Genomic DNA, 16,394 nt, shown 5'->3' with positions numbered 1-16,394 from the left:
CTCTCATGCCAATTGAAGTCCTCATGCCTGCCCTGTCGCCCACCATGGAAGAGGGCAATCTGGCCAAATGGCTGGTCAAGGAAGGCGATACTGTCGGCTCGGGTGACCTGATTGCCGAGATCGAGACCGACAAGGCAACGATGGAAGTCGAGGCCATAGACGAGGGCCGGATCGGCAAAATCCTCGTCGAGGAAGGCACGGAAGGCGTGAAGGTCAACGCCGTCATCGCGCTCATGCTCGAAGAAGGCGAGGAAGACAGCGCGCTCGACGGTTATACGCCCGGCGGAGATGCAAACGCATCACCTTCGAAGGAAGACAAACCGGTCAAAGACACCGCGGCGAAGTCCGACGATAAAAACACGCAAAAATCATCAGGAGCGACGGCCCCCGTGAGATCCGATGATGGCGACCGTATCAAGGCTTCGCCGTTGGCGCGTCGCATGGCCGAGCAAGCCGGCATTGATCTGAAAGACGTCAATGGTTCCGGCCCCAATGGCCGCATCGTCAAGCGCGACATTGAAGGCTTTGACGGCAAAGCTGCACCGGCCGCCGCAACGGCGCCGAAGGCTGCATCTGCTGAAACCCCGAAGGACATCAGCCAGGACGACCCGCTGGCTGCCTATGGCATTTCCGCCGATCGCTACGAGATCGAAAAAGCCGACAACATCACGAAAATTTCCGCCAAGCGTCTGTCGGAAAGTTTCCGCGACATTCCACACTTCCCGCTCAACGTGGATTGCGAGCTCGACCAGCTGCTGGCCTTTCGAAAGCAGCTCAACGAGCGTGCGCCGGAGGGTGTGAAGGTGTCGGTCAACGACATTCTCATCAAGGCGTCGGGCCTTGCCCTCAAGCGCGTGCCGGAAGCCAATTCCTCCTGGATCGAGGATGGACGTATTGCCCGCCATAAACATGCCGACGTTTCCGTCGCTGTTGCGATCGAGGGCGGATTGATCACACCGATTATCAAGGATGCCGATACCAAGGGCCTCGCCCAGATATCGGCCGAGATGAAGGATTTGGCGACCCGGGCTCGCGACCGCAAGCTGAAGCCGGAGGAATTCCAGGGCGGTACATTCAGCCTGTCCAATCTCGGCATGTTCGGTATCAAGTCGTTTGCCTCGATCATCAACCCGCCGCAGGGCATGATCCTGTCGGTGGGTGCCGGCGAGGAACGCCCGGTTGTGAAGGACGGCGCGCTGGCCAAGGCCACCGTGATGACCGTCACGCTGACCTGCGATCACCGCGTAGTTGACGGCGCCACCGGTGCCAAGTGGATTGCGGCATTCAAGGGCTTCATCGAAGACCCGATGACGATGCTGATGTGATGATTGGTAAAATCAACATAGCGGCAAAACACGCCCAGTTTGACGCACCTTGGTCACCCAAACGCATTGCGAAAGTCGACAATTACGAGATCAAGCTGGCCAAGGGCGAGGGCGCTTTTGACTGGCACAAGCATGATGAGGAAGACGAGATGTTTCTCGTTACCCAGGGCGTGCTCCGGATCGAAATCGAAGGCCAGGACGATGTCGTACTCGAACCGGGTGAGCTATGCGTCATACCGAAGGGCGTTCGACACCATCCCGTGTGCGTTGAGGAGCCGGTCCACATCATGCTGTTCGAGAAGTCAGGCGTGACCAATACCGGCGATAATGAGGACAGCGATCTAACGCAGGAACTGGTCGACCTCTAGAGACCGAACCGCTCCAGCGCCGCCGTCGCGATTGGCTCACCCCATTCCTGGACGAAATGCCCGCCATCGGCGATTTCCATCGGCGACGGGCAGTTCCTGATCAGTTTCTGCATCGCGCGCATCGCTGGCGGACCCAGCACCGGGTCCTGCATGCCGATCGCCATGAAGCTCTCCCCGGACCAGTCCTCGCTCCAGAATTTTGCCGCTGCAAGACCTGTATCGACGCCTTCCATGTCCGGATCGGTCTGAACCAGTTGCGGGAAGCGGCGCACGCCGGCGAGATAAGACGCATCGGGGAAGGGGGCCTGGTAGGCCGCGACTTCATCATCGTCGAGGATCGGGGTCGCCCGCTTCATCAGATCGCCGACATTGAATTCGGGATTGTTGGCAACATAGTCGCGCCAGGCGTCGAAGCCGGGACCAGCGGGACGGCCTAGGCCTAGCCCCGTATTCATGATGAGCAGCCGTGTGAACCGGTCCGGATAGTCCATCGGGATTGTGAGGCCCAGCAGCCCGCCCCAATCCTGGCAGACCAGGCAGACATCCTTGAGGTCCATGCGTTCGAAGAAGGCCTTCAGCGAATTGCGATGGAAGTGGAAGGTGTAGTCCGCGTCCTTCACCGGCTTGTCGGAGCGGCCAAAGCCGAAGAAATCCGGCGCCACGACGCGGCATCCCGCATCCAGGAAAACCGGCATCATCTTGCGATAGAGATAGGCCCAGCTTGGCTCGCCATGCAGACAGAGGAAGACCGGTGCATCCTGCGGTCCCTCATCGACATAATGCATGCGCAGGCCTTCATAACCCGGCAGGTCGTCAATGTAGCGCGGCGTGTAATCCCAGTCCTTCAGACCGGAAAATCGTTCTTCCGGCGTCCGTTTGGCCTCAATCGTCATCGCGTCTCTCCCTCGTCTGGAATCAGCATGCCGCGGCCTTGCGCGTCTGCAAACCCGGCTTGCGTTTGATGCATTGATTTTTTGCGGTTGAGACCGCAAACCGAGGCCACAGATTGCGAGGAGTTACCGGCATGGCGGACCAATTCGATCTCATCGTCATCGGCAGCGGGCCAGGCGGCTATGTGACCGCAATCCGGGCCACGCAGCTGGGGCTCAAGACCGCCATAGTCGAGCGCGACCAACTCGGCGGTATCTGCCTGAACTGGGGCTGCATTCCGACCAAGGCGCTGTTGCGGACCTCCGAGATATATCACCTGATGCACCGGGCCGACGAGTTTGGCCTGGCCGCCAAGGACATTTCTTTCGACATCAAGAAAATCGTCGCGCGCTCGCGCAAGGTCTCCGGCCGACTGTCCGGCGGTGTCGGCATGCTGATGAAGAAGAACAAGATCACCGTGATCGAGGGAACGGCGCGTCTCGAAAAGGGCGGTGCTGCCCCGAAAGTCGTGGTTACCGGCAAAGACAAGAAGGACACGGCCTACACTGCCAAGCACGTGATCCTGGCCACCGGCGCCCGCGCCCGCACCATCCCGCAGGCCGGGCTGGAGCCGGACGGCAAGCAGGTCTGGACCTACCGCGAAGCGATGGTGCCGGAGGAAATGCCGAAATCCTTCCTGGTCATCGGATCTGGCGCGATCGGGATCGAATTTGCCAGCTTCTACAAGACGATGGGCGCTGATGTGACGGTCGTCGAGATGATGGACCGCGTCCTTCCCGTCGAGGACGAGGAAATCTCTGCCTTCGCGGCCAAGCAGTTCAAGAAACAGGGCATGAAGCTCATCACCGGCGCGCAGGTCGAAAAACTCGACAAGGGCGCGAAGAGCGTGAAGGCCGCCATCAAGGGCAAGGATGGAAAGACGCAAACCATCGAGGTCGACAAGGTCATTCTCGCCATCGGAATCACCGGCAATATCGAGAATATCGGCCTCGAGGCGCTCGGCGTGAAGACCGATCGCGGCCATGTTGTCACCGACCCCTTTGGCGCGACGAATGTAAAGGGCCTCTATGCCATCGGTGATGTCACCGGCGCGCCATGGCTTGCCCACAAAGCCAGCCATGAAGGCATCATCTGCGTCGAGAAGATCGCAGGTAAAAACCCGCACGCCATGGATGTGAGTAACATTCCCGGTTGCACCTATTGTCACCCGCAAGTGGCGTCGGTCGGCCTGACCGAAGCCAAGGCCAAGGAAGCCGGACACCAGGTGAAGGTCGGTCGCTTCCCCTTTGTCGGCAATGGCAAGGCGATCGCACTCGGCGAGGACCAGGGCCTGATCAAGACGGTGTTCGATGCCAAGACCGGCGAGCTCCTCGGCGCCCACATGGTCGGTGCCGAAGTCACCGAGCTGATCCAGGGCTTCATGGTCGGCAAGGTGCTCGAAACCACCGAGCAGGAGTTGATGCATGCCATCTTCCCGCACCCGACCTTGTCCGAAATGATGCATGAAAGCGTACTCGACGCGTATGATCGCGTTCTCCATATCTGACGTGCATCCAAATCTCCGTGTGCGTGCATCTCAGTTCGAAAGCCCCGCACGGGGCAAACGCAGGGAGCACGACCATGAGAGCCATTCTATGCCTTTCCGCCACGGCGATTGTTTTGGCCGGCTGCAGCTATTCCAGCTCCGGTCCCGCCGACAATCATTCGATCGACCGCGCCGGCCTCGTCGCCTCCGGTGATGTCGACGTCACTGGAAGCGCCGAATATTCCGGCATGTTTGTGGACGCCGGCGGCCGGATTGATCGGGACCTGTCGCTGTCCGGTGCCAATGTCACCTCGGATGCCAATGTTGGCGGCAATCTCGACATCGAAGGTGCCCGAATCCGCTTCACCGGTCGCGTTGACGGGGATACCGAGATCGCCGGCGCAACCATGTATCTCGATGGGCATTTCGGCGGGCGCCTGGAGGTGATGGGCGCGCGTGCCACGATTGACGGCAACGTGCTTGGCGAGCTCGAAGCCATGGGCGCCAGGTTCAATCTGCAGGGACGCTTCGCGCGCCCGGTCCATGTCGTGGGCAGCGGTGGCGATGGGCGCAATGGGCGCGTCGTCGTTTCCGGCGTGCTGGAGCAGGGGGGCTATATTTGCGCCCGCCATGTCGATGTCCGGCGCCATGCGGATATTCGTGGCCCGCTGACCATCATTGCCGAAGATCGTCCTGACTGGGACGGAGCAATGTCATTCGAACCGCTCGATGGACGCGATTGTGACCGTATTCGGCACGGCTGACGTCCGGCCTCTTGATCTTGCCACCGAAATTCAGAAGAGTGCGCCTTGGAAGGGGCTCTCTTGATCCTGAAGGGAGCTTGAAATGACTGTATCCAGATATGCTCTAGCAACGGCGGCAGGCCTCTTGGCTGCGTCTCCAGCCTTGGCGCAAAGCCAGAACGTGTCGATGTCCGGCATTGTCGTCGAGTATTCCGGTGAAGTGTCCGGGAACGGGTCGTTCTCCGGTGCGACGGTCGACGTCAGCGGCACGTTCGGCGGCGACCTCGAAGCCTCTGGCGGCGCTGTCGATATCGATGCCGATGTCGGCGAGGAACTCGAATCCAGCGGCGGTGCAGTATCGCTTGTCGGCAGCGTTGGCGGTGATGCCGAAATTTCCGGTGGTGCCGTCGAAATTGATCTCCTGATAGGAGGCGAATCCGAAATTTCCGGAGGTGCTGTAGAAATCAGCCCGCGCACTGTGCTGACAGGCGACGCTGAAATATCCGTCGGCGCACTGGATTTCGCCGGTCACGCCCTGTCTCGGCTCGACATTGATTTCGGCAACATGGAGTTCTCCGGCATTGCGGAAGACATTATCGACTTTGACGGCAACAGTCGGGAAGGGCTGTTCCGGCGCCGCGACCGCAGCGAGATCGAAATCCGCGGCGTGATCAATGGCGGCGGAGAGATCTGCGCCCACGACGTTCGCTTCACGGCGGGCGCCGAGGTCAACAACGCGCTAACGGTCCTGGCCGACAGCGAACCCGAGTTCGCCGACGGTTTCGATGCCAGCAATGTTCGCTACGTCGAACGCGACCGGCAGCGCTGTCGCGACTAGTCGTCGCCGCGGGCGAGTTTCTCGATCGCCACGTAATTGATCTTGCCTGTGCCCAGGACGGGGATCTCGGACACCGGGATCACCCGTTTCGGGATGGCGAGTTCCGCGATCCCGTGGCTGCGCGCGAAGGCGACCATGTCGCTGCGCTCGGCATTGGCGTATTCCGTGACAATCACGACCTGTTCGCCCTTTTTCTTGTCGGGAAGCGTCACAGCGGCATGCAGACAGTCGGGCCAGAGTGATGTCGCAATGTTCTCGACCACGGCAAGCGAAACCATTTCACCGCCAATCTTCGCGAATCTTTTCTGACGTCCGCGAATCTGGACGCAGCCTTCTTCGTCGAACGTCACGATATCGCCCGTGTCGTGCCAGCCATCCTTTGGCGGATGGATAACGCCCGGGTCATCGGGAAAGATGTAGCCCTGCATCACATTGGGGCCACTCACATGAAGCCGGCCACCCTGGTCGATCCCCTCGACCGGCTCGAGCCGGGCCTTCATGCCCGGGATCAGGCGCCCGACAGTGCCGGGCTTGTTCCGTTCCGGCTGATTGACGGCAATGACCGGCGCCGCCTCGGTGGCCCCGTATCCTTCGAGTACGAGAAGGTCGAATTCACGCCGGACCATGGTCCGCGTCTCGTCCTTCACGCGTTCCGCCCCACACACCACAAAACGCAGGCTGTCGAAATCGCCCTTCTCGGCAACCCGTGCATACTGGTTGAGAAACGTGTCGGTCGCGAACAGCACGGTCGATTTCGTTTTGCGCACCCGTTCCATGATCGTCTTGCCTTGCAACGGGCTGGGATGCAGCACGGCGGGAATACCCACCAGGAGCGGCAGGAGCAGACCGCCGGTCAGGCCGAAGCTGTGAAAGGTCGGCAGCGAATTGAACACGATGTCGCTCGGCAGGATGTCGACATGTGCGCGAGCCTGCTCGACATTGGCCACCAGATTTACATGGCTTAATGCAACGCCTTTGGGATCGCCCTCCGTACCGGACGTAAAGAGGATGACCGCCGTGTCATCTGGTGACGTCCGGGTCGCCACCAAATCCGGCAGGATCGGCCCCAGCACGGCGCGGATCTTGTCGACGGTGGAAATCTCCTCTCGGACATCCTCCAGATAGATCATCTGGTGATCATCCAGGAGATGCTGCTCCAATTCCTCCAGTCCGCCGAGCTCGATAAATTTTCGCGCTGTCACGATTTTTGTAGCTTTGGCACCACGGCAAGCGGCCTTGATCGCCTTTGCGCCGGCCGTGAAATTCAGCATGGCGGGCGTGCGGCCATACGCATTCAACGCGAAGAAGGCGATGCCGGCTCCGGCCCCGGTTGGCAGCAGCACCGCCACCTTCTCGCCCTTTTCGGTATGCCGCGCGAGCGCAGAGCCGAGGGCAAAGGTCGCGCGAAGTATCTCGTTGTAGTCAAGCTTGCGACCGTCGGCATCAATAATGACGGTGGTCTTTCCGCCGGTCTTGTTCTTGGCGCGCAACAAGGCTTGCAGAACTGTCTTGCGTGCCCGGGAAAGTTTGAACGATTCACCTTCAATCTGTGGCCACGACGAGGGATCGACCGCTGGCGGATGGTCGCCATCAGTTGTCAGGTCATTGCCAGGCTCGTCAACAGCTGGCGAGGATTCGAGCGGTTCCACGATATCTTCAGACACATCGGTAGCGGCTTCGGTCGAGATCGGAAGCTGATCATTTTCCATGGCAGAGATGTCGTCCGCCTTGCTGCGGTCGGTCATACAATTCTCCCCGTGAGACGCGCTGAACGCGTTTTTCTTGCTTGATGCTGACGTTAGGCCTTCGCCCCAGACAAGAAAAGCACGAAATTCCGTTCACCTTTGTGGGGACATTGCGCCGAGATGCTGCAAAAATTTATCGAAAAACGAAAAATCGCTTCCATATCGAAAATCGATATGATATATACAGAATCATCGCTGGGGAGCGCGTGGAGAAACCGCCGGGTTTCTTCTCGAGTCTGGAGTTTTCGGGCATGAGAAAGTTTCTTGCCGTGGGTGCCGCAACGGGTGCTCTGATCGTTGCCGGATGTGCGGATAGCGCACTGGCGACCGTTCAATACAGTTCCGCGCAGTCTCACTCGGCCCAGAACGGCCATCATCGCATCGACCAGAATGGCGATGTCAGCTTGATGGGCAGTGACATGACCATTGAGGGCGATATCGGAGGTGATTTGTCGCTGATCGGTTCGGACCTCGAGGTTCACGCGAACATCGGCGGCGGCATGTCGCTCGTCGGGTCCGACATTGAATTCAACGGCAGTGTTGCCGGGACGTCGGACATAGCCGGAAGCGACGTGACATGGACGGGTGAGTCCGGCGACGATGTCGATATTGCCGGCAGTGATGTGGACTGGACCGGATCGACGCGCGGCGCGCTGTCGATTGCGGGCAGTGATGTCGTCGTCGACGGCAGCGTCGAGGACGATCTCGATATTGCTGGCAGCGACGTTGAATTGACGGGCGGTTCGCACGTTGGCGGCGACCTTTCGATTGCTGGTAGCGATCTGGAAATAGCGGCCAATGTCGCCGGGAATGCCGATCTTGCCGGCAGCCATATCAATATCACCGGTGCGATCGACGGCCGGCTACTGGCTGTCGCGTATTCGCAGCGTGGCTGGCAATGGTCGAGCAATGACAGCCACCAGCGGGTCAAGATCGACGGCCGGATCGGCGATGGCAGCGCAGTCTGCGCGCGTCGTGTCGATGTTACAGGCAATGCGGTGCTGTCCGGCTCTCTCGCGGTGTTCGCCGAGGAAGCACCCATGATCGCCGACGGCGTCGATGGCTCGGCCATATCCTTCGAAGAAATCAGCGATCGTGATTGCGATGAGTTGCTGGAACCCTATGACCGCTAGTCTAAGTCTTTTCAAATTCCATACGCCGGGGGGCGAACGGAGGTGAATATGTTTATTCGCACGCTTCTTTTTGCTGCAGGGCTGGCAGCTCTAACCGGTGTATCGGCTGACGCCCAGCATTTCGGGGGCCATGTCGAGCTGCAGAACATCCAGCGCGAAGGCGATCTCGAAGTCATTGCGGGCTCTGCCGAGATTTCCGGCGTGGTCGGCGGCAATCTCGAAATTTTCGCGGGCAGCATCGAAGCCCAGGTCGATGTCGGCGGTGACACGCACCTGGCCGGTGGCAATGTCGAGATATCCGGGACAACCCGCGGCGATGCCGAGATCGGTGGCGGCGCGGTCGATGTCGCCATGGATATCGATGGTGACGCCGATATCGGTGGCGGATTCGTCAACTATTCCGGCACGATCGGTGGCGAACTCGACATTGCGGCAGGACGTTTCGTGCTGTCCGAGCAAAGCGTGATCACGCGCACTGCGAACATTTCCGGCAAGGAAGTCATTCTGTCCGGTCGTTTCTTGTCGAATCTCGAAGTCTTTGCCGAGGAAGTTGAGATTTCGGGCCAGATTGCGGGCGATGCAGATATCGAGGCGCGCCGGCTTGCCATTCAGCCCGGTGCAGTAATCGATGGCCGCCTTGTGTATCGCGGTCCTGCGGAGCCCGACATCGCGGCTGACGCGGTCATCACCGGCGGCGTGGAGTACACCTTCAGTGATGTCGATATCGAGTGGGACGGAACGCATTTCAATTTTGCCGACCTCGATCTCGATATTATACCGGCAACGCCTTTCTTTATTGCCGCAGGGATTGCCTTCGATTTCATCCTGGGCGTTCTGGCATTGCTGCTCATGCCGCGCGGCGTGGCTCGGGTTTCGCGGAAGTTCCGGGAGCGGCCATTGCTCGCTCCGCTGGTTGGGCTGTTTCTCTTCCCGATGGGCTGGGTCATGCTGCTTGTCGCCGGCATCGTGCTGCTCGCCATCACGCTGGTCGGCATCATCCTGATCCCGTTCTGGGTGACGTTCGCGCTCCTTGTATTGATGCTGGCCTATCCGCTTGGCGTGATCGCGGTCAGCGACTTCTTCCTTAGCAGGACCGGAATTCGGCAAATCGGAACCGGTATACGCATGCTCGGCCTGTTGATTGTCCTCATCCTGGTCGCTGCACTCTGCGTTGTGCCACCACTTGCGGTGATCGCTGGCATCATCCTGTCGTGGATCGGACTCGGTTCCTGGGCGTTTGCCGCCTTCGGCAGCAAGGGTGAAGGCCCAGTCGATCCGGCACCCGCAGGGGGCACGACGTCCACAACTGCCGCGGTGTGAGACTGGATTGCGGGCGGCGCTTGAAGCCGCCCGCATCTAGCGCCATGTTGCGCCGTAATGGCGAACCTTATTGACACCCTCACGGAAAACGCAAAGCCGCGTCATCCGGAGAAGCAGCACCGGCCGGATAACCCGGTCCAGCGCAAGCCCGACTGGATTCGTGTGCGTGCACCGGTCGGAAAGGACTATGCCGAGACGCGAAAGATCGTGAAGGACAACGATCTCGTCACGGTCTGCGAGGAAGCCGGTTGTCCGAACATTGGCGAATGCTGGACCCAGAAACACGCCACATTCATGATCCTCGGCGACACCTGCACCCGCGCTTGCGCCTTCTGCAATGTGAAGACCGGTTTGCCGGAAGCGGTCGATCACGACGAAGCGAACCGGATCGCCGACGCAGTCGTCAAGATGGAGCTGCAACACGTTGTGATCACGTCTGTCGATCGTGACGACCTCGATGATGGCGGTGCACAACACTTCGTCGACGTGATCAACGCGATCCGGACGGCATCGCCTCAAACCACGATCGAGATACTGACACCGGACTTCCTGCGCAAATCGGGCGCGGTTGAAATGGTGATCGACGCCAAACCGGACGTCTTCAACCACAATCTCGAAACCGTGCCGCGGCTTTATCTCTCTGTCCGCCCGGGCGCTCGCTACTATCATTCGCTGCGCTTGCTGGAGCAGGTCAAGGAACGCGATCCTTCACAATTCACCAAATCTGGGCTGATGGTCGGACTGGGTGAATCCAAGGAAGAGGTCATGCAGGTCATGGACGACATGCGCTCCGCCGGCATCGACTTTCTCACCATCGGCCAATATCTGCAGCCGACGCGCAAGCACGCCTCGGTCGCACGATTTGTCGATCCCAAGGAATTCAAGGCCTATGAGACCATTGCCAGGGCCAAGGGCTTCCTGATGGTTTCAGCGACGCCGCTGACCCGCTCGAGCTATCATGCCGGCGATGATTTCAAACGCCTGCGCAAAGCTCGCGAAGACGCGCTGACGCGGTAATGACGTCAAGCGTTGCCGAAACCATCCGGGTCCGTCACGCGGCCTCTGATATTTTCGCGCTCGTGTCTGACGTCGAACGCTATCCGGAATTTGTCCCGTACATAACCAATCTCCGGATCATCGGGCGCTCCAGTGACGAAGACAATGACCGGCATTTCATCGCTGAAGCGCTTGTGCGTTACAAGATCGCGCGCGAACGCTTCGTGACGCGGGTCGATGCCGATCCGCAGACGTTGGAGATCAACGTCAATCTCGTGAAAGGGCCGTTCAGGACTCTCGATAATTGCTGGCGGCTCACGCCGTTGGCAGATGGCTCGACGCAAATCGATTTCTCGATAAAGTTCGAGTTCGCCAACATGGTTCTGGGCATGTTGCTGAATGCCAACAAGGATCGAGCCGTGCGCACCCTGATCCGGCATTTCGTCGAGGAAGCTGACCGCCGGTACCCGACCATCGGCGAGCAAGAGTTTGGCGATCTAAGAACGGTCTACACCGAGTAACAGGAATTCCAGCGCCTCCCTGACCGACGCCTGACGGACCGCATCACGGCCGACATCACCGAATTGTCGTTCCCGCGTCAGCTTCAAACCCTTGGCAGTCGCCAGGCCGAACCAGACCAATCCGGCGGGCTTGTGCGCGCTCCTTCCGGGGCCGGCGATACCGGTAATCGATACGGCTACATCACATCCGGAAGCTTCCAATGCACCGTCAGCCATTTCCTGGGCAACTTCGCGCGAGACTGCCCCGGCCGCTTCAAGCGAGGCCGCCGAAACATCGAGAAGCGCAATCTTCGCTGCATTTGAATAGGTGATATATCCGCGATCGAAAGCGTCCGAGGATCCGGGGATGCGTGTGATGGCACCGCCAACGAGCCCACCGGTGCAGCTTTCCGCTGTCACGAGTCTCAGCTGTTTGGCCGCCGCCGCTGGCACAAGCTGTGCGGCAAGTGCAGAGATTTCGGCGTCGAGATCATTCATGCATCTGCACCGTGACTGCGGCCTGCGCCGCGATGCCTTCACGCCGACCTGTAAACCCGAGGCCTTCGGTCGTTGTGGCTTTGACGTTGACCGATGACCGCGGCAAGGCAAGCAGCTGCGCAATCCTCTCGCGCATCGCGGCCCGATGCGGGCCGATCCGCGGCGCCTCGCAGATCACCGTCATGTCCGCATGGACGATTTGCGCGCCGTGCTGTGACGCCAGCTCCACAGCGTGGCGGACAAAGGCTTCCGAGGCAGCATCCTTCCAGCGCGCCTCTGACGGCGGGAAATGCTGGCCAATATCACCTTCGCCGATCGCGCCCAGTATCCCGTCGGTCAATGCGTGCAGGACGACGTCAGCATCCGAGTGACCGATCAGCTGAAACGGGCAGGGGATCCATACGCCTCCCAGCCAGATACCGTCGCCGTCGCCAAGACGATGCACGTCATAGCCGGTACCGAACCGGACAAGCGGCAATGTAGCTCCAGGACCGAAATCCGCTGCAAACGTCAGTTTCCTGTTCGCCTCATCGCCTTCCACCAGCGCGACGTCCAATCCGGCCGCCCGTGCGAGACTGGCCTCGTCGGGATAGGTCTTGTCCGGCCCGCCCGACGCAAACGCATCGCGGATTGCCGTATAATGAAACGCTTGCGGCGTCTGCGCGCGGATCAGCCCGCCGCGATCAACCGGGTGACCGATAAGATCGCCATCGCGGGTAAATGTGGCTTCGATCTGCGGTAGGAAGGGAATGGCGGCAGGAACAATATCCAGCGTCGCAAGCAGGCGATCGATCAATGCAGCCCGCACAAACGGCCGCGCAGCGTCATGAATCAGCACATGATCAATGCCCTTGCCAGCTAAATGATCGAGGCCATTCATCACAGAGTCGGAGCGTGTATCGCCACCGAAACAAAAACTTACAGCAAAATCTTCAACTGCAGATTTGAAATGTGAAGTATCGTCGCGATGGATCACGACGCATATGTGCGTGACCAGGGGGTGCTCATGAAAGACTCGGACCGTCCGTCGCAGGACGGGTTCGCCATCAAGCAGGCGATATTGCTTCGGGAGCCCTTCGCCAGCCCGCTGGCCGCGTCCGGCGGCAACAATCACCGCAGCTATCGATTTCTGGCGCACCGTCTCGACGTCCCTGCTTGAGATTTCATGGTGACCTCTATAGTTTCCGGCGGCTTTCGAGACCAGAGACCGCACGCACTCATGCTCCAGATCGGCCCCTATTCCGTATCCGCCCGCGCAATGTTGGCGCCGATGTCCGGCGTCACCGATTTGCCTTTTCGTCAGCAAGCGCGAGCATTCGGTGCCGAACTGGTGGTCAGCGAGATGGTGGCAAGCGAGGAATTCGTGACCGGTGGCAAACAGGCCTGGGGCAAGGCCGCTCTGGACGATGGCGCAGGTCTCAAGATCCTGCAGCTCGCGGGCCGCGAAGCACGATGGATGCGCGAAGCCGCGCATATCGCCGAAAACGAAGGCGCCGATATCATCGATATCAATATGGGTTGCCCGGCCAAGAAGGTAACCAATGGGCTATCCGGCTCCGCTTTGATGAGAGATCTCGATCACGCCGCGGAGTTGATCGAGGCGACGGTGTCCGCCGTGTCGGTTCCGGTGACGCTGAAAATGCGTTTGGGCTGGGATCATGAGTCGATCAATGCGCCAGAGCTGGCGCGTCGGGCCGAAGCCATTGGTGTGAAGCTGATCACCGTGCACGGCCGTACCCGCCAGCAATTCTACAAGGGCGAGGCCGACTGGCGCCGGGTCCGAGACGTCAAGCCTGCGGTCTCCGTGCCGGTTGTCGTCAACGGCGATATCCGCAACCTTGCGAGCGCACAGACGGCATTGGAGCAATCGTGTGCGGATCTGGTCATGGTCGGCCGTGCAGCTGAAGGCCGTCCCTGGCTTGTCGCCGAACTCGACGCGGCGTTGGCGGGGCAGATGAGACCGGTACCACTGGCGCACAAGATCGATGCACTTAAATCCCAGCTCGATGCCTCGCTTGGCTTCTATGACGAGTTCATTGGCCTGCGAATGATGCGCAAGCATTTTGCCGCTTTCCTGCATGCCGAGCTGCCACAACTTGCAGAAATGCGCCAACCGTTGTGTCGCGCGGAAAATCCCGCGGAAGCGTTCCGCATGCTTGATCAGATCGGGTCACACCCCGCGATGGCGGCCTGACGCCTGTGATACGAACGACACAAGGGTGTTGATCTGGGGCAACAACTCGGCGAATATCCAATGAATGTCGGCAGATACGATTGATAAAACGCCACAATCGCCTGGCGAACGCCTGTCCCTGCCGAAGGGCTTGGCTGTAGGGCTCTGGACCGGTGTTGCAGTCTCGCTGACGCTCATCGTTTACGCAGCCAGCATATTGATTTTCGGCGACGACCAGAGCTTTCCGGGTCGTCGCAATCTGATCTATCTTCTGATCGCCAATCTCGTTGTGCTGCTCGCCGTGGCGGCAATGGTCGGCTATCGCGTTGCGCGTCGGTTCGCCGGTCGGAAATATGGCGAGCCCGCGCCACGCCTGCATCTTCGCTTTGTCGCCATGTTCTCGCTCGCGGCCGCCGCGCCCGCCATTCTCATGGCGCTATTCCTCGGGGGTGTGCTGACGCGCGGTGTCGAATACTGGTTCGGCGAGCGTGTGAACACCGTCGTCGAATCGGCGGCCAGCACGGCCAGGGCGATCGTGGAACAGCAGGCAGACGAAGCCCTTAACGAGATACAGTTGATGGCATTCGACCTCAGCCAAAGCGATCCGGTGGAAGCGTTCTCGGAGGACCGCGACACCTACAACAGCTATTTCCGGCGCCAGGTCATCGTTCGCGGGTTTGACTCGGCTTACCTGGTCGACGGTGAAGGCAATGTTCGGGCGCGTGCCGAAGACGCCGGTGCACCCGAATTCGTGCCGCCGTCTGATCGCCTGTACGAACTGGCCCGTGGTGGGGACCTCGGCCTTTCAGACCCGGATCAATTGACCGAAAACGATCCGGCACTGCGCGCCTTGCTGCTCCTGCCGGCATATAGTGACACTTTCCTTTACGTCACGCTGGATATCGATCTCACGCTTTTGCAGCGTGCCCAGGCGGCTCTGGACGATTATCGAGCCGCGACGCAAAGCGAGGCGGAAACCCGGCTGGTCTTCGTGCTGGTCTATATCGAGACCGCGATTCTCATCCTTCTGGGCGCGATCTGGCTGGCCTTGTCGGCGGCTACCCGCGTTGTCCGCCCCGTCTCGAGCCTGGTCAGGGCGGCAGAACAGGTTCGGCAAGGCAACCTTGAAGCCCGCGTTGAAGTGAATCGCGAGGACGACGAGATTGCCACGCTCGGCCGTGCCTTCAATCGCATGACCCGGCAGCTTCGTGGTCAGCGCCGCGAGCTGGTCATGGCTCACAATCAGTCGGAACGCCGCCGCGCCTTCACCGAAGCCGTGCTCTCAGGCGTCAGTGCTGGCGTGATCGGGCTCGACGATCAGGACAATATAACGCTGGTGAACCGGCCGGCCTGCGACCTGCTCGGGCGAAGCGAAGAGGAACTCGTGGGCAAGAAGCTGGCAGCGATCTCGCCGGAGCTCGAAAGCGTGGCTGTGCAGGCCCGCCAGCGACAAGGCGAACAGGCGGAAGCCCAGGTCGAGCTGGCCGAACAGGAAGATCACCCGATCAGCCTCAATGTCTGCGCCGGTCTCGACCAGGAAGCCGGGCTCATCGTCACCTTCGACGATGTCAGCCGCTTGGTCGCCGCGCAACGCAGCGCCGCCTGGCGGGATGTCGCGCGGCGGATCGCACACGAGATCAAGAATCCGCTGACGCCGATCCAGTTGTCCGCCGAACGCTTGCAGCGTCGGTACCGAAAGGAGATCGACGAGGCCGATGGCGGGACTTTCGATCGCTGTGTGGAAACAATCGTCCGCCAGGTCAGCGATATCGGTCGCATGGTGGATGAATTTTCGTCCTTTGCGCGCATGCCGCAGCCGAAGATCGAACGCGTCGGCCTAAGGGAATTGATACGCAATGTCGTGTTTGCACAGCGGGTCGCGACGCCCTCCATCACGGTGGAATTCGACGAGGAAACGCCTGATATCGCGGCAGATTGCGATGAGCGACTGGCCGCGCAAGCCCTCACAAATATCGTCAAGAATGCCGCGGAAAGCGTCATTGCGCGTGTCGAGGGCGACGCACAGAACGACGCACCGGGACGTATCGAGCTGGTCTTGCGTGCCACCGGTGATTTCGCGGAAATCACGATTACGGATAACGGGCTCGGCTGGCCGATCGTCAACCGCGATCGCCTCACTGAACCCTATATGACGACTCGCGAGAAAGGCACCGGACTTGGCCTCGCCATCGTCAAACGGGTCATGGAGGACCATGGCGGACGGCTCGAACTTGACTCGCCGGCCACCGGTGCGGGTGCGATCGTGCGCATGAAATTCCCGCTATCCCATGAAGTTGGCCCGGATATCGCTTCCGAAGAAGAAAGTGCCCAGGTGTGAG

General features: G+C 60.1%; 15 protein-coding genes. 11 read left to right on the top strand and 4 right to left on the bottom strand.

The genetic code is table 11. The features are described 5' to 3' along the window. The first annotated feature begins 5 nt into the window (after positions 1-5). Together ACOOFN_RS00255 and ACOOFN_RS00250 are read left to right on the top strand one after the other, a co-directional pair. A complete protein-coding gene (locus tag ACOOFN_RS00255; RefSeq protein ID WP_420432494.1) occupies positions 6-1,325 on the top strand; it encodes a pyruvate dehydrogenase complex dihydrolipoamide acetyltransferase in 1,320 nt (439 codons plus the stop codon). After that, positions 1,325-1,693 carry a cupin domain-containing protein gene (locus ACOOFN_RS00250; protein ID WP_420432492.1) on the top strand — a complete coding sequence of 123 codons (369 nt, stop codon included), beginning with the start codon at positions 1,325-1,327 and terminating at the stop codon, positions 1,691-1,693. Before ACOOFN_RS00255 ends, ACOOFN_RS00250 begins: the two co-directional genes overlap by 1 nt. Here ACOOFN_RS00250 and ACOOFN_RS00245 read toward each other — a convergent pair. Continuing rightward, the gene (locus tag ACOOFN_RS00245) at positions 1,690-2,586 is read right to left on the bottom strand and encodes a haloalkane dehalogenase (protein ID WP_420432490.1); all 897 of its coding nucleotides are present in this window, start codon (positions 2,584-2,586) and stop codon (positions 1,690-1,692) included. The genes ACOOFN_RS00250 and ACOOFN_RS00245 overlap by 4 nt on opposite strands. A 131-nt stretch (positions 2,587-2,717) precedes the next feature. Between ACOOFN_RS00245 and lpdA the strand changes: the two genes are divergently transcribed. From lpdA to ACOOFN_RS00230, 3 genes are all read left to right on the top strand, one after another. Then, positions 2,718-4,130, top strand: a complete 1,413-nt coding sequence (gene lpdA / locus ACOOFN_RS00240) for a dihydrolipoyl dehydrogenase (RefSeq protein ID WP_420432488.1) — start codon at positions 2,718-2,720, stop codon at positions 4,128-4,130. A 74-nt stretch (positions 4,131-4,204) separates the two neighbouring features. Then, the gene (locus tag ACOOFN_RS00235; RefSeq protein ID WP_420432486.1) at positions 4,205-4,873 is read left to right on the top strand and encodes a hypothetical protein; all 669 of its coding nucleotides are present in this window, start codon (positions 4,205-4,207) and stop codon (positions 4,871-4,873) included. An 82-nt stretch (positions 4,874-4,955) separates the two neighbouring features. Continuing rightward, positions 4,956-5,690 carry a hypothetical protein gene (locus tag ACOOFN_RS00230; RefSeq protein WP_420432485.1) on the top strand — a complete coding sequence of 245 codons (735 nt, stop codon included), beginning with the start codon at positions 4,956-4,958 and terminating at the stop codon, positions 5,688-5,690. On the opposite strand, the gene ACOOFN_RS00225 is transcribed toward ACOOFN_RS00230, so the two are convergent. Then, positions 5,687-7,435 carry an AMP-binding protein gene (locus ACOOFN_RS00225; RefSeq protein ID WP_420432484.1) on the bottom strand — a complete coding sequence of 583 codons (1,749 nt, stop codon included), beginning with the start codon at positions 7,433-7,435 and terminating at the stop codon, positions 5,687-5,689. The two genes, ACOOFN_RS00230 and ACOOFN_RS00225, sit on opposite strands and share 4 nt — an antisense overlap. 251 nt (positions 7,436-7,686) lie before the next feature. Between ACOOFN_RS00225 and ACOOFN_RS00220 the strand changes: the two genes are divergently transcribed. From ACOOFN_RS00220 to ACOOFN_RS00205, 4 genes are read left to right on the top strand one after another with little or no spacing between them, the layout of a single operon-like run. Further along, a complete protein-coding gene (locus ACOOFN_RS00220) occupies positions 7,687-8,568 on the top strand; it encodes a hypothetical protein (protein ID WP_420432482.1) in 882 nt (293 codons plus the stop codon). Positions 8,569-8,616: 48 nt separating this feature from the next. Beyond that, positions 8,617-9,888, top strand: a complete 1,272-nt coding sequence (locus tag ACOOFN_RS00215) for a bactofilin family protein (protein WP_420432480.1) — start codon at positions 8,617-8,619, stop codon at positions 9,886-9,888. Positions 9,889-9,945: 57 nt separating this feature from the next. Continuing rightward, a complete protein-coding gene (gene lipA / locus ACOOFN_RS00210) occupies positions 9,946-10,905 on the top strand; it encodes a lipoyl synthase (RefSeq protein ID WP_420432478.1) in 960 nt (319 codons plus the stop codon). Further along, positions 10,905-11,405, top strand: coding sequence for a type II toxin-antitoxin system RatA family toxin (locus ACOOFN_RS00205; protein ID WP_420432476.1), 501 nt, complete (start codon positions 10,905-10,907; stop codon positions 11,403-11,405). Before lipA ends, ACOOFN_RS00205 begins: the two co-directional genes overlap by 1 nt. On the opposite strand, the gene ACOOFN_RS00200 is transcribed toward ACOOFN_RS00205, so the two are convergent. Both ACOOFN_RS00200 and ACOOFN_RS00195 read right to left on the bottom strand, forming a co-directional pair. Continuing rightward, entirely contained in the window at positions 11,382-11,882 is a 501-nt protein-coding gene (locus tag ACOOFN_RS00200; RefSeq protein ID WP_420432474.1) for a CinA family protein, read from the bottom strand. The genes ACOOFN_RS00205 and ACOOFN_RS00200 overlap by 24 nt on opposite strands. Next, positions 11,875-12,996, bottom strand: coding sequence for a bifunctional 2-C-methyl-D-erythritol 4-phosphate cytidylyltransferase/2-C-methyl-D-erythritol 2,4-cyclodiphosphate synthase (locus ACOOFN_RS00195; protein WP_420435083.1), 1,122 nt, complete (start codon positions 12,994-12,996; stop codon positions 11,875-11,877). The genes ACOOFN_RS00200 and ACOOFN_RS00195 overlap by 8 nt, the downstream gene beginning before the upstream one ends. Before the next feature lie 51 nt (positions 12,997-13,047). Here ACOOFN_RS00195 and dusB point away from each other — a divergent pair, with 51 nt between their 5' ends. Both dusB and ACOOFN_RS00185 read left to right on the top strand, forming a co-directional pair. Next, on the top strand, positions 13,048-14,076 hold the full coding sequence (gene dusB, locus ACOOFN_RS00190; protein ID WP_420432472.1) for a tRNA dihydrouridine synthase DusB: 1,029 nt from the start codon (positions 13,048-13,050) through the stop codon (positions 14,074-14,076). A gap of 64 nt (positions 14,077-14,140) precedes the next feature. Further along, entirely contained in the window at positions 14,141-16,393 is a 2,253-nt protein-coding gene (locus ACOOFN_RS00185; RefSeq protein WP_420432470.1) for an ATP-binding protein, read from the top strand. The last annotated feature ends 1 nt before the right edge of the window (position 16,394 follow it).

This window comes from Hyphobacterium sp., assembly GCF_965217055.1.
Classification (GTDB): domain Bacteria; phylum Pseudomonadota; class Alphaproteobacteria; order Caulobacterales; family Maricaulaceae; genus Hyphobacterium.
Note: the sequence above shows the minus strand (reverse complement) of the source record. Positions and strands in the feature narration are given on the sequence as shown.